12 protein-coding genes are annotated in these 17,146 nt (G+C 60.1%); 7 read left to right on the top strand and 5 right to left on the bottom strand.

What is annotated here, in order from left to right; genetic code table 11:
* Positions 1-2: 2 nt before the first annotated feature.
* A complete protein-coding gene (locus tag JBO08_RS15705; RefSeq protein ID WP_065946238.1) occupies positions 3-662 on the bottom strand; it encodes a GntR family transcriptional regulator in 660 nt (219 codons plus the stop codon).
* A gap of 280 nt (positions 663-942) precedes the next feature.
* On the opposite strand from JBO08_RS15705, the gene xdhA reads away from it, so the two are divergent.
* The 4 genes from xdhA (at position 943) to guaD (ending at position 7,058) form a co-directional block, all read left to right on the top strand.
* Positions 943-2,391, top strand: coding sequence for a xanthine dehydrogenase small subunit (gene xdhA, locus JBO08_RS15700; RefSeq protein WP_065889812.1), 1,449 nt, complete (start codon positions 943-945; stop codon positions 2,389-2,391).
* Positions 2,384-4,783 carry a xanthine dehydrogenase molybdopterin binding subunit gene (gene xdhB / locus JBO08_RS15695; protein WP_220074807.1) on the top strand — a complete coding sequence of 800 codons (2,400 nt, stop codon included), beginning with the start codon at positions 2,384-2,386 and terminating at the stop codon, positions 4,781-4,783. Before xdhA ends, xdhB begins: the two co-directional genes overlap by 8 nt.
* Before the next feature lie 118 nt (positions 4,784-4,901).
* Positions 4,902-5,741 (top strand): xanthine dehydrogenase accessory protein XdhC, encoded by an 840-nt coding sequence (xdhC, locus tag JBO08_RS15690; RefSeq protein WP_220074808.1) that lies wholly within the window; start codon positions 4,902-4,904, stop codon positions 5,739-5,741.
* A gap of 12 nt (positions 5,742-5,753) precedes the next feature.
* Positions 5,754-7,058 carry a guanine deaminase gene (gene guaD / locus JBO08_RS15685; protein WP_220074809.1) on the top strand — a complete coding sequence of 435 codons (1,305 nt, stop codon included), beginning with the start codon at positions 5,754-5,756 and terminating at the stop codon, positions 7,056-7,058.
* A gap of 75 nt (positions 7,059-7,133) precedes the next feature.
* On the opposite strand, the gene JBO08_RS15680 is transcribed toward guaD, so the two are convergent.
* Entirely contained in the window at positions 7,134-7,898 is a 765-nt protein-coding gene (locus JBO08_RS15680; RefSeq protein WP_049712013.1) for a GntR family transcriptional regulator, read from the bottom strand.
* A gap of 226 nt (positions 7,899-8,124) precedes the next feature.
* On the opposite strand from JBO08_RS15680, the gene JBO08_RS15675 reads away from it, so the two are divergent.
* Positions 8,125-9,315: a benzoate/H(+) symporter BenE family transporter gene (locus tag JBO08_RS15675; protein WP_220074810.1), complete on the top strand. Its 1,191-nt coding sequence runs from the start codon at positions 8,125-8,127 to the stop codon at positions 9,313-9,315.
* Between the two features lie 37 nt (positions 9,316-9,352).
* On the opposite strand, the gene JBO08_RS15670 is transcribed toward JBO08_RS15675, so the two are convergent.
* Positions 9,353-9,697, bottom strand: coding sequence for a YggL family protein (locus JBO08_RS15670; RefSeq protein ID WP_065873875.1), 345 nt, complete (start codon positions 9,695-9,697; stop codon positions 9,353-9,355).
* Between the two features lie 238 nt (positions 9,698-9,935).
* On the opposite strand from JBO08_RS15670, the gene dacB reads away from it, so the two are divergent.
* Positions 9,936-11,396 carry a D-alanyl-D-alanine carboxypeptidase/D-alanyl-D-alanine-endopeptidase gene (gene dacB / locus JBO08_RS15665; protein ID WP_065873876.1) on the top strand — a complete coding sequence of 487 codons (1,461 nt, stop codon included), beginning with the start codon at positions 9,936-9,938 and terminating at the stop codon, positions 11,394-11,396.
* Between the two features lie 50 nt (positions 11,397-11,446).
* Here dacB and JBO08_RS15660 read toward each other — a convergent pair whose 3' ends face one another.
* Positions 11,447-13,849, bottom strand: coding sequence for a diguanylate cyclase (locus JBO08_RS15660; protein ID WP_065873877.1), 2,403 nt, complete (start codon positions 13,847-13,849; stop codon positions 11,447-11,449).
* A gap of 140 nt (positions 13,850-13,989) precedes the next feature.
* Entirely contained in the window at positions 13,990-16,254 is a 2,265-nt protein-coding gene (rlmKL, locus tag JBO08_RS15655; RefSeq protein ID WP_065881259.1) for a bifunctional 23S rRNA (guanine(2069)-N(7))-methyltransferase RlmK/23S rRNA (guanine(2445)-N(2))-methyltransferase RlmL, read from the bottom strand.
* Between the two features lie 543 nt (positions 16,255-16,797).
* On the opposite strand from rlmKL, the gene rmf reads away from it, so the two are divergent.
* Positions 16,798-17,013 carry a ribosome modulation factor gene (gene rmf / locus JBO08_RS15650; protein WP_002553055.1) on the top strand — a complete coding sequence of 72 codons (216 nt, stop codon included), beginning with the start codon at positions 16,798-16,800 and terminating at the stop codon, positions 17,011-17,013.
* The last annotated feature ends 133 nt before the right edge of the window (positions 17,014-17,146 follow it).

Genomic DNA, 17,146 nt, shown 5'->3' with positions numbered 1-17,146 from the left:
GTTTAGGCGTCCGCCAACGCGGCGATGACCAGCGATGAACTGCGCTGGCAGTAGGCCGACAGCACCAGGCGAATCTGCACCAGGTCACGGGCCAGTACAGCGGCGAGCAGTTGTTCGAACAGGGCCAGGTACTCGCTCATGGACGCCTTGCGTTGATCCAGGGCCAGGTAATAGGCACGGTTCATCGCTGGCTGCAGGTTCTCGACGGTTTCCTGCAAATAGGGGTTGTTGGCGAAGGGGTACGCGGCGCGCATGACATTGAAGCTTTCTTCAACGAAGGCGCGGATGTCCTCGCGCTCATAGCTGAGCTGCAGGCGCTGCTGTATTTGCAGAAACGGCGCCATGTCGACCTGGCTTTGCCAGCCTTCGGCAACCGCATTGCCGAGCAGGATGTACATCTCGCCCATTAACGTACACAGGCTCTGCACCTTGTGCGCGGTGAGTTCGGTGACGTGGGCGCCACGGCGCGGCAGGATCGCGATCAGGTGGCGACGTTCGAGGATCAGCAAGGCTTCACGCACGGAACCACGGCTGACATTGAGTGCCAGCGTGACCTTTTGCTCCTGGATCCGCTCCCCAGGCTTGAGATCGCCGCGAATGATGCGTTCGGCGAGGTGGTGAGCGATTTGCTCGGCGAGACTGTCCGGCGCCTTGAACGTCATGTTTTCCCTTCAAAATCTTCTATCAATACAAGCGCGGCAGTGTAGCGCATTGGCCCGCTGATGGCGCTACGCCCACCGTGGCGAATTTGGCACGGAATAAGCAAAGATTGCAGTGCATAAGCCCGCAAAAACAACGGTTCCAGAAGACTGGACCATAATTGAACGTGTTGCGATCGCATTTTCTTGACCCTTAGGTCAGAAAACAATTGACCGAAAAGTCAGACATGACTAGATTCGGCGCAAAGCGGTTAACAACAATAATGAGTCTGCGAGGCCTTCCGTGATCCAGTTTTTACTTAACCAGGAACTCCGTAGCGAGCACGCCCTGGACCCCAACCTGACTGTTCTCAACTATCTGCGCGAGCATGTGGGCAAATCCGGCACCAAGGAAGGCTGCGCCAGCGGCGATTGCGGTGCCTGCACCGTGGTGGTCGGCGAACTGCACACGGACGATCAAGGCGCCGAGCAGATCCGTTATCGCAGCCTCAACTCCTGCCTGACCTTTGTCTCGTCCCTGCACGGCAAACAACTGATCAGCGTCGAAGACCTCAAGCACCAAGGCCAACTGCACAGCGTGCAACAGGCCATGGTCGAGTGCCACGGTTCACAATGCGGCTTTTGCACCCCCGGTTTTGTGATGTCATTGTTTGCCCTGCAAAAGAACAGCGACGCCCCCGACAGCCAGAAAGCCCATGAAGCCCTGGCCGGCAACCTGTGCCGCTGCACCGGTTATCGCCCGATTCTCGCGGCCGCCGAACAGGCTTGCTGCAACAAACCCCAGGATCAGTTCGACAGCCGCCAGGCCGACACCATCGCCCGCCTCAAAGCCATTGCGCCGACACAAACCGGTGAACTCAACAGCGGCGACAAACGTTGCCTGGTGCCGTTGACCGTTGCCGATCTGGCCGACCTCTACGATGCTTATCCCCAAGCGCGCTTGCTGGCCGGCGGCACCGACCTGGCGCTGGAAGTCACCCAGTTCCACCGCACGCTGCCGGTGATGATCTACGTCGGCAACATTGAAGAAATGAAGCGCATCGAAGAGTTCGACGACCGCCTGGAAATCGGCGCGGCCACCGCCCTCTCCGATTGCTACGCCGCGTTGAACGCGGAATACCCGGACTTTGGCGAACTGCTGCATCGCTTCGCCTCTCTGCAAATCCGCAACCAGGGCACCCTGGGCGGCAATATCGGCAATGCGTCGCCGATTGGTGATTCGCCACCGCTGCTGATCGCCCTCGGCGCGCAGATCGTGCTGTGCAAGGGCGAAACCCGCCGCACCCTGGCGCTTGAAGATTACTTCATCGATTACCGCGTCACCGCGCGCCAGGACAGCGAGTTCATCGAGAAAATCATCGTGCCGAAGGGCCACGCGCTGTTCCGCGCCTACAAGGTTTCCAAGCGCCTGGACGATGACATTTCCGCCGTGTGCGCCGCGTTCAACTTGAAGATTGAAAACGGTGTGATCAGCAACGCCCGCGTCGCCTTCGGCGGCATGGCTGCTACGCCAAAACGCGCAAAAAACTGCGAGACGGTATTGCTCGGCGCCACCTGGAACTCGACCACCGTCGAACAAGCCTGCGCCGCCCTGGCCGAGGATTTCACCCCGCTGTCAGACTTCCGCGCCAGCAAGGAATATCGCCTGCTCAGCGCGCAGAACCTGCTGCGCAAATACTTCATCGAACTGCAAACGCCGCACATCGAGACTCGGGTGACCGCTTATGTCTAACCATCACGCCGTCGTTAAAACCCAAGCCGAACTTGCCGAGCTGTTCGCCCAGGACCTCACCTCTGGCGTGGGCCGCAGCGTCAAGCATGACAGCGCCGCCAAGCACGTCAGCGGTGAAGCGCAATACATCGATGACCGCCTTGAATTCCCCAACCAATTGCACCTGTATGTGCGCATGTCCGACCGTGCCCACGCGCGGATCATCAGCATCGACACCGCGCCCTGCTATGCCTTTGAAGGTGTGCGCATTGTTATCACCCATGAAGACGTGCCGGGCCTGAAAGACATCGGCCCGCTGATGCCCGGCGATCCGTTGCTGGCGATTGATACGGTGCAGTACGTCGGCCAGGTTGTACTCGCTGTGGCTGCCCGCGACCTGGACACCGCACGCAAAGCAGCGATGGCGGCGGTGATCGAATACGAAGACCTGGAACCGGTGCTGGATGTGGTCGAGGCGTTTCGCAAAAAACACTTCGTGCTCGACAGCCACACCCACCAGCGCGGTGATTCAGTCGGCGCATTGGCCACGGCCAAAAACCGTATCCAGGGCACTCTTCATATCGGCGGCCAGGAACACTTCTACCTGGAAACCCAGATCTCGTCGGTGATGCCCACCGAAGACGGCGGCATGATCGTCTATTGCTCTACGCAAAACCCCACCGAAGTGCAGAAACTGGTGGCCGAAGTACTCGACGTGTCGATGAACAAGATCGTGGTGGATATGCGCCGCATGGGCGGTGGTTTCGGCGGCAAGGAAACCCAGGCCGCAAGCCCGGCGTGCTTGTGCGCGGTGGTTGCACGCCTCACTGGCCAGCCGACCAAGATGCGCCTGCCGCGTGTGGAAGACATGCTGATGACCGGCAAGCGCCACCCCTTCTATATCGAATACGACGTCGGCTTCGACGACAGCGGTCGCCTGCACGGCATCAACCTGGAGCTGGCGGGTAACTGCGGCTGTTCGCCGGACCTGTCCAACTCGATTGTCGACCGTGCAATGTTCCACTCCGACAACGCGTATTACCTCGGCGATGCCACGGTGAACGGCCATCGCTGCAAGACCAACACTGCGTCCAACACCGCCTACCGTGGCTTCGGCGGCCCGCAAGGCATGGTCGCCATCGAGGAAGTGATGGACGCCATCGCCCGCCATTTGGCGCTCGACCCGCTGGCGGTGCGCAAGGCCAACTACTACGGCAAGACCGAGCGCAACGTCACCCACTACTACCAGACCGTCGAGCACAACATGCTCGAAGAGATGACCGCTGAGCTTGAAGCCAGCAGCCAATACGCCGAGCGCCGCGAAGCGATTCGCCTGTACAACGCCCACAGCCCGATCCTGAAAAAAGGCCTGGCGCTGACGCCGGTGAAGTTCGGCATTTCGTTTACCGCCAGCTTTCTCAACCAGGCGGGTGCACTGATCCACATCTATACCGACGGCAGCATCCACCTGAACCATGGCGGCACCGAGATGGGCCAGGGTTTGAACACCAAGGTCGCGCAGGTGGTGGCCGAGGTGTTCCAGGTGGAGATCGACCGCGTACAGATCACCGCCACCAACACTGACAAAGTGCCCAACACCTCGCCGACCGCCGCCTCCAGCGGTGCTGACCTGAACGGTAAGGCCGCGCAGAACGCCGCCGAAACCATCAAGCAGCGCCTGGTGGAGTTTGCCGCGCGCAAGTACGACGTGAGCGAGGCAGATGTGGAGTTCCACAACGGCCATGTGCGCGTGCGCGACCAGATCCTGACCTTTGAGGCGTTGATCCAGCAGGCGTATTTCGCCCAGGTTTCGCTGTCGAGCACCGGCTTCTACAAGACCCCGAAAATCTTCTACGACCGCAGCCAGTCACGCGGTCGGCCGTTCTACTACTTCGCGTTCGGCGCGGCCTGTTGCGAAGTGATCGTCGACACCCTGACCGGCGAATACAAGATGCTGCGCACCGACATCCTCCACGACGTCGGCGCCTCGCTGAACCCGGCCATCGACATCGGCCAGGTCGAAGGCGGCTTTATCCAGGGCATGGGCTGGCTGACCATGGAAGAGCTGGTGTGGAACAACAAGGGCAAGCTGATGACCAACGGCCCTGCCAGCTACAAGATCCCAGCCGTCGCGGACATGCCGCTGGACCTGCGCGTCAAGCTGGTGGAAAACCGCAAGAACCCGGAAGACACGGTGTTCCATTCCAAGGCCGTGGGCGAGCCGCCGTTCATGCTCGGGATTGCTTCGTGGTGCGCGATCAAGGACGCGGTGGCGAGCCTGGGTGATTATCGCCATCAGCCGAAGATTGACGCACCGGCGACGCCGGAACGGGTGTTGTGGGGGTGTGAGCAGATGCGGCAGTTGCAGGCGGCGAAAGCCATTGAGACTGAAACCGAGATGGCTTCGCTCTAGACCGAGGCGCTGCCATCGCGGGCAAGCCCGGCTCCCACATGTTGATCTGTGAACCCGATCAACTGTGGGAGCTGGCTTGCCTGCGATAGCGGCCTCACAGACACCACTGGAGGTGACTATGAACAACTGGATCAGCGCCCTCGCCGACCTGCAAAACCAGGGCGAACCCTGCGTCCTGGTGACCATCATCGAAGAGCTCGGCTCCACGCCGCGCAACGCCGGTTCAAAGATGGTAATCAGCGCCGCGCAGACCTTCGACACCATCGGCGGCGGGCACTTGGAATACAAAGCCATGCAGATCGCCCGCGACATGCTCGTACGTGGCCAGCAGAACACCCATCTGGAACGCTTCAGCCTCGGCGCGAGCCTGGGCCAGTGCTGTGGCGGCGTGACCGTGCTGCTGTTCGAACCCATGGGCCAAGTGCAGGCGCAGATCGCGGTGTTTGGCGCCGGGCATGTTGGGCGCGCATTGGTGCCGTTGCTGGCGAGCCTGCCGTGCCGGGTGCGTTGGATCGATTCGCGCGACCAGGAGTTTCCGGAACATATCCCGCAAGGCGTGCGTAAAATTGTCAGCGAAGAGCCGGTCGACGAAATCGCCGACTTGCCGGCAGGCAGTTACTGCATCGTGATGACTCACAATCACGCGCTGGACCTGGAACTGACCGCCGCCCTGCTCAAACGCAATGACTTTGCCTATTTCGGCCTGATTGGCTCAAAGAGCAAACGGGTCAAATTCGAACATCGCCTGCGTGATCGCGGCTTCGACGCCGCGCAGCTGCAACGCATGCGCTGCCCCATGGGCCTCACCGAGGTGAAGGGCAAATTGCCGGTGGAGATCGCCATTTCCATCGCCGGCGAAATCATCGCCACCTATAACGCGAATTTCGGCCAGCACACCGCCAGCGCCGAACCCATTGCCAAACTGCTGCCGGCTTCGCGTCGCAGCCAAGCCCTTTGAATTGAGACGATCATGCCTTTGACTCGCAAAGCCTACCGTGCCGCCATTCTGCACAGCATCGCCGACCCCGCTGAAGTGGGGATCGAAGCGTCCTACGAGTATTTCGAAGACGGCCTGCTGGTGATCGAAAACGGCCGGATCAGCGCGGTCGGTCATGCCGGCGATTTACTGCCGACGTTGCCCGCCGATATCGACATCACCCACTACCAGGACGCGCTGATCACGCCCGGCCTGATCGACACCCATATCCACCTGCCGCAAACCGGCATGGTCGGCGCGTATGGCGAGCAATTGCTGGATTGGCTGAACACCTACACGTTCCCGTGCGAAAGCCAGTTCGCCGACAAGGCTCACGCCGAGGAAGTCGCGGACATCTTCATCAAGGAATTGCTGCGCAACGGCACCACCACCGCGCTGGTGTTTGGCAGCGTGCATCCGCAGTCAGTGAACGCGTTTTTTGAAGCGGCTGAAAAGCTCGACCTGCGCATGATCGCCGGCAAGGTGATGATGGACCGCAACGCGCCGGACTACCTGACCGATACCGCCGAATCCGGCTACCAAGAGAGCAAGGCGCTGATCGAGCGCTGGCACGGCAAGGGCCGCCTGCACTATGCGGTCACGCCGCGCTTTGCGCCGACCAGCACGCCGGAGCAATTGGCGTTGGCCGGGCAACTGCTGGGCGAATACCCGGACCTGTACATGCAGACCCATATCAGTGAGAACAAACAGGAAGTTGAGTGGGTGAAGGCACTCTTCCCGGAGCGCAATGGCTACCTAGACGTGTACGACCACTACAAATTGCTGGGCGAGCGCTCGGTGTTTGCCCATGGCGTGCACCTGTGCGATGACGAATGCGCGCGACTGGCAGAAACGGGCTCGGCCGTCGCGTTTTGCCCGACCTCGAACTTGTTCCTCGGCAGCGGTTTGTTCAACCTGCCGATGGCCGAGAAGCACAAGTTAAATGTAGGCCTGGGCACGGACGTGGGCGGCGGCACCAGTTTCTCGTTGCTGCAAACCTTGAACGAAGCCTACAAGGTCATGCAGTTGCAGGGCGCGCGGTTGAGCCCGTTCAAATCGCTGTACCTGGCGACCCTGGGCGGTGCGCGGGCGCTGCGGTTGGAAGACAAGATCGGCACATTGCAGCCGGGGACGGATGCGGACTTTTTGGTGTTGGACTACAACGCTACGCCGTTACTGAGCTATCGCTTGAAGCAGGCGAATAACATTGCCGAGACGTTGTTTGTGTTGATGACACTGGGGGATGATCGAACGGTGATGCAGACGTATGCGGCGGGGCAATTGGTGCACCAGCGCTAATATTAGTCACCACACAAAACCAAATGTGGGAGCAAACCCGCTCCCACATTTTTAATTCCGGGTGAGCCTGGGAAATTACAGTTTGACCGAAGAGCGCCCTGGCTTCTTGGTCTGCAGCAAATGCGAAAACACCGCGTGCAAATCATCCGACGCGCTTTCCTCATCGAGGTTGAGCTTGCTGTCGATATGGTCCATGTGGTGCATCATCAAATTCACCGCCAACGCCGCATCCCGCGCTTCGATCGCATCGATCAGCTGGGTGTGTTCATCATAGGAACAGTGCGAGCGGTTGCCGCTTTCGTACTGGGCGATGATCAATGAGGTCTGTGACACCAGGCTGCGCTGGAAGCTGATCAGCGGCGCGTTCTTCGCCGCTTCGGCCAGCTTGAGGTGGAACTCGCCGGAGAGGCGGATACCCGCACCGCGGTCGCCACGAGAGAAGCTGTCGCGTTCGTCGTTGACCATCTGGCGCAGCTCGGCCAGTTGTTCGGCGGTGGCGTGTTGCACCGCCAATTCAGTGATCGCCCGCTCCACCAGACGTCGCGCGAGGAACACCTGGCGCGCTTCCTCGACGCTCGGGCTGGCCACCACCGCACCGCGATTGGGCCGCAGCAGCACCACGCCTTCATGGGCCAGGCGCGACAGGGCGCGGCGAATGATGGTGCGGCTGACGCCGAAGATTTCGCCCAGTGCCTCTTCACTCAATTTAGTACCGGGTGCCAGGCGTTGTTCGAGGATCGCCTCGAAGATATGCGCGTAGACGATATCGTCCTGGGTTCCGCTGCGACCGGCCTTGCCGGCTCGCGGTGTTTTCTTGAGAGGTTGCAACTGTTCGTTCATGGGCACTCGGGTTTGGAGAACGGCGGCGAATTAACGGTAATACGTCAACAGCGGGTCGCTGGCAAGTATCACCTAAAAACAGGGCACATTGTACACAACCGGATGCGCCAACACACTGTACGGCTGTTTGCGCCGTCGGCTGTATTGCAATGAGTCGTTACGTTTGAGTTTAGGCTTGAATCCGTGCCGCCAACGGCAAAAACCCAGGTAAAAGGAACGCCTCTTCATGAACGACGCCACCCAAGCGCCTTTGCGCCCGCTGGCCGACACGTCTGCGTCGGCCGTCGTCGCCGGCTTCATCGCCATGATGACCGGCTACACCAGCTCCCTGGTGCTGATGTTCCAGGCCGGGCAAGCCGCCGGCTTGACCACGGCGCAGATTTCTTCATGGATCTGGGCGATTTCCATCGGCATGGCGGTGTGCAGCATCGGCCTGTCCTTGCGTTATCGCACGCCCATCACCATTGCCTGGTCGACGCCGGGCGCGGCGCTGCTGATCACCAGCCTTGGCGGCGTCAGCTATGGCGAGGCCATCGGCGCCTACATCACCTGCGCCGTGCTGGTGACGATTTGCGGGCTGACCGGCAGCTTTGAAAAACTGGTCAGGCGTATTCCGGCGTCACTCGCGGCCGCCCTGCTGGCGGGTATTCTGTTCAAGATCGGCAGCGAGATCTTCGTTGCCGCGCAGCATCGTACCGGGCTGGTGCTGGGGATGTTCTTCACTTACTTGATCATCAAACGCCTGTCGCCGCGTTACGCGGTGCTGGCCGCGCTGGTGATCGGCACGGGATTGTCGGGGTTGATGGGGCTCCTGGATTTCAGCGGGTTTCACCTGGAAGTAGCAACGCCGGTGTGGACCACGCCGCACTTCTCGCTGGCGGCGACCATCAGCATCGGCATTCCACTGTTCGTGGTCGCGATGACCTCACAGAACATGCCCGGCGTCGCGGTACTCAGGGCCGACGGTTACAACGTGCCCGCCTCGCCCCTGATCACCGCCACCGGCCTGGCGTCCCTGGTGCTGGCGCCGTTCGGCTCCCACGGCATCAACCTGGCAGCGATCAGCGCGGCCATCTGCACCGGGCCACATGCCCATGAGGATCGTAACAAGCGCTACACCGCGGCGGTGTGGTGCGGGGTGTTCTACGGAATCGCGGGAGTGTTCGGCGCGACCTTGGCGGCCTTGTTCGCAGCCTTGCCCAAGGAACTGGTGCTGTCGATTGCAGCCCTGGCGTTGTTTGGCTCGATCATCAATGGCTTGAGTATCGCCATGAATGAGCCGAAGGAACGGGAAGCGGCGCTGATCACCTTTATGGTTACCGCGTCTGGCTTGACGCTATTTTCCATCGGTTCGGCGTTCTGGGGAATTGTGGCGGGGGTGTTGACGCTGCTGATTCTGAACTGGCGCAAGGCATAAAAAAACGGCGACCCTGAGGTCGCCGTTTTTTTTAGTATCACTTAGCCGCGTTGATCGGCTTTTCCGGATACCACACGTCCAGCAACGGGCTGACTTCAGCGCTTTTCAGTTCGCTGCGGCCTTTGAGCCAGCTTTCAACAGCTACGCGCTGTTCTTCGTTGACGGAGCCACGCTTCTGCAGGCAAACCAGACCGAAGTCATCGCCGCCGACATAGCCCAGACCATTGGCTTCCATGGCTTCTTTGATGAATGCTTCGAGGAAAGCATCGGTAGCTTCTTCACTCAGGCCTTCTTTGAAGTCCAGGTTCAGTTCGAAACCCAGCTCTTGAAATTCATCAACGCACAGTTTTTTGCGCAGACGCTGGGAACGGTTAGTCGCCATTGGAACAATCCTCATAAGTAATAACGGGCGGCACTTTAGCAGTTTAAGGCGACGATTGCCCGACTCTCTGGGACAGGCGGCACAATGCCGGCAAAAAAAACGCTGAATACCCGCTATCGTTCAGCTACAAGTGAGCCTACCTTGGGGCATAATGCCGACACTTTCATGACCATTGAGGGATTTTTCTTATTTACCCCTCGCCTTTTTCACCCTCCTCAGCAGTAGGGTTTTACTTCTTATGATCAAATCTTTGCGTTCAGTGTTTTTCGCCGGTCTTATTCTGCCACTGGCCTTTTCGGCCACCGCTGCCCCCGTCAACAACACCCTGCCGCCGAATGTTCAGCAGGCCCTTTCAAAAGCCAAACTGCAAAACAATGCGTTGTCCCTGGTAATGATCCCTTTGAACGGCCCGGGCACGCCTACCGTATTCAATGCCGACGTCTCGGTGAACCCAGCGTCCACCATGAAACTGGTCACCACTTACGCGGCCTTGGAAATGCTCGGCCCCAACCACCAGTGGAAAACCGAGTTCTACACCGACGGCACCCTCAGCGGTGGTGTGTTGCACGGCAACCTGTACCTCAAGGGCGGCGGCGACCCCAAGCTGAACATGGAAAAACTCTGGCTGCTGATGCGCGACCTGCGCGCCAACGGCGTGCAGCAAGTCACCGGTGACTTGGTGCTGGACCGTGGCTTCTTTATCCAACCGCAATTGCCCGAGTTCAATGACGATGGCAATGACGAGAACAAGCCGTTCCTGGTCAAACCAGACGCGCTGCTGGTCAACCTGAAGGCGCTGCGTTTTGTGACTCGCAATGATTCCGGCCGGGTACTGGTGTCGGTCGAGCCGCCGATTGCCAGCATCCGCATCGACAACCAGGTCAAGGTCTCCAACGCCAAGCAATGCACCGGCGATGTGCGCTACAACCCAGTCACCGCCGCCGATGGCAGCGTGACAGTAACGGTCAGCGGCCAATTGGCCGAAGGCTGCAGTTCGCAGACCTATCTGTCGCTGCTGGACCACGCCACCTACACCGCCGGCGCCGTACGGGCGATCTGGAAGGAATTGGGCGGCACTATCCAGGGCCGGGATATCCAGGCGCCCGTGCCCAAGGATGCCAAAGTGCTGGCCCGGGCGTTCTCGCCGGACCTGGCGGAAATCATCCGCGACATCAACAAATACAGTAACAACACCATGGCCCAGCAGTTGTTCCTGAGCCTGGGTGCACAGTTTCGCAACGATGCCGATGGCGACGATGCCAAGGCGGCGCAACGCGTAGTGCGCCAGTGGCTGGCGAAGAAAGGCATCACCGCGCCGCACTTGGTGATGGAGAACGGCTCCGGCCTTTCCCGTGCTGAACGCGTCAGCGCCCGCGAGATGGCAGCCATGCTGCAAGCGGCGTGGAAAAGCCCTTACGCGGCGGAATACATCAGCTCGATGCCAATTGCCGGCACCGACGGCACCATGCGCAAGCGCCTGAAGACCACTGCCATGCGCGGCGAAGCCCACGTCAAGACCGGCACCTTGAACACCGTGCGCGCCATCGCCGGGTTCAGCCGCGACAACAACGGCAATACCTGGGCGGTGGTGGCGATTCTCAACGATCCGAAGCCATGGGGCGCTTCGTCGGTGCTGGACCAGGTGTTGCTGGACCTGTATCGCCAACCTAAATTGGCAGCGGCTGCACCTGTCCTCTAAATAGCAACAGCTCCCACATTGATAGTGTTTTGCCTAGAAGACCCTGTTAATCAAGCCCGAAGCCGTTCCGCCTCGACGCGGTCGCGGCCCGCCTGCTTGGCCACGTACACCGCTGAGTCGGCGCGCAGCAGCAACCCGTCGACACCTTCATCCACCCGCCAGCTGGCCACGCCAAAGCTGGCGGTGACAGTGCCGACCGGCTCCATCGGTGCGCTGCGCAGTGACTTCCACAACTCTATGGCCAGGCTGTAGGCCTGCTCGCCATCGGTATGGGGGCACAGCACCATGAATTCCTCGCCTCCCAGGCGACAGAACACATCAGTGCGGCGCAGGCGCTGGCTGATGCGTTTGCACAACTCCTGCAATACCCCATCGCCGACGGCATGCCCATGCCTGTCGTTGATGCGCTTGAAGTGATCGATATCCAGCATGATCACCGACAGTGCCCCCGAGGTGCGGTTGAGCTTCACCATCTCGGCCCTCAGGCGATCCTGAAAATAGCGGCGGTTATGAATCCCGGTCAGGGAGTCAGTGATGGAAAGCGCGCGTAGCTCCTCTTCCACCCGCTTCAAGTCGGAAATATCCGACACATAGCCATGCCACAGCGTGCCGCCTCCCGGTAACTCTTCCGGGGTGGCCTCCCCACGAATCCAGCGCAGGCCGCGTTGTGGCAACTGCACCCGGTACTCTTCGCGCCAATGGCTCAACTGCAACGCGGACAAGCGGATCGATGCGCGCACCCGTTCCACATCCTGCGGATGGATACGCTCAAAGACCCTCTTCGCGTCTTGCTGCAATACGCCGGGCTCGATTTCATAGATGTCGCGCATGCCATCACTGGCGTAGATGAATTTCCAGTTGTTCTGGGGCTCCAGGGTGAACTGGAAGATGCCGCCGGGGACATGGGCGCTGAGTTTCTTGAGCAGGCGGTCCCGCGCCGCCAATGCCTCGTAGGCACGCTTTTGCTCGGTAATGTCCAGGTAAATCGCCAGGTGGCCGATCCACAAACCATGGTCGTCCAGCAGCACGGTGGCCAGCATGTTTACGGTCAACTGGCTGCCGTCTTCGCGGACCAAGGTCCATTCGCGGGCTTCGTGCAGGTTGTCCGGGCTTTCCACCAACATCGCCTGGCTCGCGGGAATACGCTTGCCCAAGGCCACACTCAAAGTGGCGGAACGCGCCTCCAGTTCCACCGCCAGGTGCAGGCTTTCCAGGGTGTGTGTGCCCACCACTTGCTCGGCCTCGAACCCCAGCATCTGCTCCGCACCGGCGTTGAAGGTGTTGATGACGCCGCGCAGGTCGGTGGCAATGATTGCGACCTGCGTGGCCGCATTGAGCACGCTGCGCAACTGGCCATGAGCCGCGCGTAACTCCTGCTCGCGCATACGCAGTTGCACGGTACGTTGCTCCACCAGTTTCAACGCGCGTTGGCGTTGGCTCACCAGTACATAGAGCAAGGCACTGAGCAACAGGCTGAGCAGGCCCCCCATGGTCAGAATCGCGGACAACGAAGAGTGGTTGGCCTGTTCGAATACCTGGCTCGGACGCAGGTTCAGGGCGTAGACGTGATCGCCCAGCGTCAGGCGGCGCGTGCCGACAAGGTCGTTTTTGCTGGCCCCGAACGTGCCGGACTCGAAAAGCACGCGCATGTGCAGGTCGGAGGTGTCGACTATCTGCATCATCAGGTTATCCCGGTCAGGCTTGGGCAAACCGTCGGCCACCAGCTGGCGAATGCTGATCACCGCCATCACATAGCCGTAGGGCTCGTTCTGGGATTGTCCGGAGAGGGGCAAGTGGCTCACCGGCGCGACCAGTAACACTCCAGTGGCATAGGCCGGTTCTACGCCCACCCATTGCATGGGCTGGGACACCGCCAGCTTGCCGGTCTTTTGCGCACGCTCAAGGGCTGAACGCCGCAGGGGCTGGGCCAGCAGATCAAAGCCGAGTGGTGCACCCATCGGGTTTTGGGTCTGGCTGTACAACATTGGCACGTATTCATCGCGCTCGGTCGCAGGGGCCAGCTCACCCGCCGAATTCAACTCACGGATAACAAAGGGCACGCCTCCCCGCTCGGACACGTTTTGCTCAAACTGGCTGCGTTGTTCGCGATACACCCGGGGCGCCCAGGAGTATGCGAGGGTGCGCAACAACAAGGGCTGGGCAAAACCGTCGAATTCTTCGTGGGACACATCATCGGAATTGACAAAGAAACGCCGCAGGCTGTTCAGCCGCTGCTCCTGGTCTTCGAAACGTTCCTGCAGGCGGGTATAGCGTTCATTAACCAGCAATTGAAAGCGCTGGCGCAGTTGCTGCTGATAGAGGTCGGAGGCTGCCCAGGCAACAATGGCCGTCAAGGCAAATCCCGCCAGTAACACCACCAATGCCACCAGCCAAGCCGACGCCTGCTCATTGATAAAGCCTAGGATTTTCGGGCGAACAGCTTGCAGCGACATAGGCAACACTCACAGCGCCAGCGTGCGGGGGTGTCACTTTGGCTGGACCTTAAGTTATAGCCATCGACCTTGAGTTTGACCAGCGTAAAAAAGCCGCAAGCCCGGAATAATCCAGGCTTGCGGCTTTTTAGTGGCGGCGATCAGCGAGCAGTGATTTTCCACGCCCGGTGGATCTTCGCATTACGTGCGAAATCCGGGTCGATGGTCTTGTCACTGATCTCCTCGACCGCATAGCGTTCGCTGAGGTTGTCCTCCAACGCAAACTTGCGGAAGTTGTTCGAGAAGTACAGCACGCCGCCCGGTGCCAGGCGTGCCATGGCCAAGTCGAGCAATTGCACGTGGTCACGCTGTACGTCGAAGATGCCTTCCATGCGCTTGGAGTTGGAGAAGGTCGGCGGGTCGATGAAGATCATGTCGAACTCATCGCGGCTGGCTTCCAGCCACGCCATCACATCACCCTGCTCCAGGCGGTTCTTGTCGGAGAAACCGTTGAGCGAGAAGTTGCGACGCGCCCAGTCCAGGTAGGTCTTGGACAGGTCGACACTGGTGGTGCTGCGCGCACCGCCCTTGGCCGCGTGCACACTGGCGGTAGCGGTGTAGCAATACAAATTGAGGAAGCGCTTGCCGGCGGCTTCTTTCTGGATGCGCATGCGCATCGGACGGTGGTCGAGAAACAGGCCGGTGTCCAGGTAATCGGTGAGGTTGACCAGCAACTTCACGCCGCCTTCACTGACTTCGGTGAACTTGCCTTGGGCGCTCTGACGCTCGTACTGCTTGGTGCCGCTCTGACGCTCGCGGCGCTTGACCACCACGCGGCTCTTGTCGATGTTCAGGGCCTGGGGAATCGCAGCCAGGGCATCGAACATGCGCGCGGAGGCTTTTTCCGGGTCGATGGACTTCGGTGCGACATATTCCTGCACGTGGACCCAATCGTGATACAGGTCGATGGCCATGGAGTATTCCGGCATGTCGGCGTCGTACACCCGGTAGCAATCCACGCCTTCGCGCTTGGCCCACTTGCCCAGCAGCTTGAGGTTCTTCTGCAGGCGGTTGGCGAACATCTGCCCGCCTTCACTCAGGCGCGGCTGCTCAACCACAGGCGCCGGAGCGGGTTTGATCGGGTTGCCGTTCTTGTTGTACTGACGCTCTTGCGGCTCAGCCGGGGCTTGATCGTAAGCGGCTTGCTCACGTTCGGCCAAGCGCTGTTCCGGGGTGCGACGCTCACCGGTGACGAACTGGTCCGGGTTGACCTTGATCAGCAACAATTTGCACGGCAGGGCGCCGTTCCAGAACGAGTACTGCTTGTGGCTACGGATACCCATGCGCTTGCCCAGGTCCGGCGCGCCAGTGAATACCGCCGCTTCCCAGCCCATGCACGCTTGGCGCAGACGCTCGCCAAGGTTCTGGTAGAGGTACAACAGGCTGGCTTCGTCACCCAAACGCTCGCCGTACGGCGGGTTGCAGATGACCAGGCCTTTCTGGTTCTGGTCCGGGCGCGGCTCGAAGGTGCCGACTTCGCCCTGGTACACCTTGATCCAGTGGCTGAGGCCGGCACGCTCGATGTTATTGCGCGCGGGCTGGATCAGACGTGGGTCGGCTTCGTAGCCGCGAATCCACAGCGGCGGCTTGTTCATGCCGACGGCGGCACGTTCGGTGGCCTCGGTGTGCAGTTTTTTCCACAATGCCGGGACGTGACCCAACCAGGTGGTGAAACCCCACAGTTCGCGATTCAGGTTGGGCGCCATGTCGGCAGCGATCATCGCGCCCTCCACCAGGAAGGTACCCACGCCGCACATTGGGTCGCTCAGCGCGCCGCCTTCAGCCGCAATGCGCGGCCAGCCGGCACGGATCAGGATCGCGGCCGCCAGGTTTTCTTTCAGCGGTGCCGCGCCCTGCTGCAGACGGTAGCCACGCTGGTGCAAGCTGTGGCCGGAAAGGTCGAGGGACAGGATCGCTTCGCCGCGGTCCAGGCGCAGGTGGATGCGCAGGTCCGGGTTGATCTTGTCGATGGACGGGCGTTCGCCGGTGGGGGTGCGCAGCTTGTCGACAATCGCATCCTTGACCTTCAGTGCGCCGAAGTGAGTGTTGTCGATGCCCGAACCATGGCCGCTGAATTCAACAGCAAGTGTGCCATCGGAGACCATGTGGTCGGCCCACTCGATATCCAGCACGCCATGGTAGAGGTCTTCGGCGTCCTTCATCGGGAAGCGCTTGAGTACCAGCAGCACGCGGTTGGCCAGGCGCGACCAGAGGCACAGGCGGTAGGCGGTTTCCATGTCGGCCATGCCGCGCACGGCCGAGGTGTGCTCGCGGGCTTCCTCAAGGCCAAGCCCGACGGCTTCCTCGATCAGCAGGCCTTCGAGGCCCTTGGGGCAGGTGAGGAAGAGTTCAAAACGGTCCGACATGGGGCATTCCAGGCTTTTCAGCAATAAATGAACGGGCGACGCATCGCCGGCTCGGTTTTCAATCAAGCACTTTTCTTGAAGAGTGCTCGCGTGGCACGAATGTGCCGTCCCACCCCGTCTGCCGGGCCCTTGGGCCCTCATCGACGAGGCAGAGAGAACTGTTTAACAACAAAACGCGTAACAAAAAGAAATATTCCGCCCTTTCGTCGAATAATAACCGACCGCAACGGACGGGCATTCTCACTAAAGGATTCAACCCATCCTCTTTGCAGGGCACATCATAGCTGGGTTTGCCGGATAAATGGGGCGAAAAGCCAGCCCAGCTTATGGCTATAGCATCGTTATCGTTACGTGCTTATGACAAAACGATCATTGAATCCATGTGACCTATTGGTTAGAACTCAACACAGGTTGGCGCCGTAACGACGCCGACACATAGGCTCGCCACGCCGGCAGCGAGCCCACCAACGGCAGAAAAACTCTGCCCGGCCCCAGACGAGGCCGAAGGATATCAAGACAGTCAACAAGTGAGGGAAACACCCTATGAGAAGACTTAAGCGTGATCCGTTGGAAAGAGCATTTTTACGCGGATATCAATATGGCGTTCATGGCAAATCCCGTGAGCTTTGCCCATTTACTCTACCGTCGGTACGCCAAGCCTGGATTAACGGCTGGCGAGAAGGACGCGGCGACAACTGGGACGGTATGACTGGCACTGCGGGAATCCACAGACTCAACGAACTTCACGCCGTCGGCTAATCAAGGGCAATTAATTCCGACATCACACCTTTGAATGTGTAACGACTTAACCACGCACGTCCTATCCGGGCGGCGGGCTTCGGCCCAGGGGGCTCCTTCAAGGAGCCCTTTTTATTGGCTGGCGCATAAGGGC

Origin of the sequence: Pseudomonas sp. LAP_36 (genome assembly GCF_019456785.1) — a bacterium.
In the GTDB taxonomy this organism is placed as follows: Bacteria; Pseudomonadota; Gammaproteobacteria; order Pseudomonadales; family Pseudomonadaceae; genus Aquipseudomonas; species Aquipseudomonas tritici.
The sequence above is the reverse complement of the archived record's forward strand: the minus strand, read 5'-3'. Positions and strand labels throughout refer to the sequence as shown.

What these genes read in the sequence shown, in the direction of transcription:
- xdhC (WP_220074808.1), top strand. Translation starts at nt 4,902, where the DNA reads ATGAACAACTGGATCAGCGCCCTCGCCGACCTGCAAAACCAGGGCGAA.
- rlmKL (WP_065881259.1), bottom strand. Translation starts at nt 16,254, where the DNA reads ATGTCGGACCGTTTTGAACTCTTCCTCACCTGCCCCAAGGGCCTCGAA.
- JBO08_RS15705 (WP_065946238.1), bottom strand. Translation starts at nt 662, where the DNA reads ATGACGTTCAAGGCGCCGGACAGTCTCGCCGAGCAAATCGCTCACCAC.
- JBO08_RS15670 (WP_065873875.1), bottom strand. Translation starts at nt 9,697, where the DNA reads ATGGCGACTAACCGTTCCCAGCGTCTGCGCAAAAAACTGTGCGTTGAT.
- JBO08_RS15680 (WP_049712013.1), bottom strand. Translation starts at nt 7,898, where the DNA reads ATGAACGAACAGTTGCAACCTCTCAAGAAAACACCGCGAGCCGGCAAG.
- JBO08_RS15660 (WP_065873877.1), bottom strand. Translation starts at nt 13,849, where the DNA reads ATGTCGCTGCAAGCTGTTCGCCCGAAAATCCTAGGCTTTATCAATGAG.
- xdhB (WP_220074807.1), top strand. Translation starts at nt 2,384, where the DNA reads ATGTCTAACCATCACGCCGTCGTTAAAACCCAAGCCGAACTTGCCGAG.
- rmf (WP_002553055.1), top strand. Translation starts at nt 16,798, where the DNA reads ATGAGAAGACTTAAGCGTGATCCGTTGGAAAGAGCATTTTTACGCGGA.
- JBO08_RS15675 (WP_220074810.1), top strand. Translation starts at nt 8,125, where the DNA reads ATGAACGACGCCACCCAAGCGCCTTTGCGCCCGCTGGCCGACACGTCT.
- guaD (WP_220074809.1), top strand. Translation starts at nt 5,754, where the DNA reads ATGCCTTTGACTCGCAAAGCCTACCGTGCCGCCATTCTGCACAGCATC.
- dacB (WP_065873876.1), top strand. Translation starts at nt 9,936, where the DNA reads ATGATCAAATCTTTGCGTTCAGTGTTTTTCGCCGGTCTTATTCTGCCA.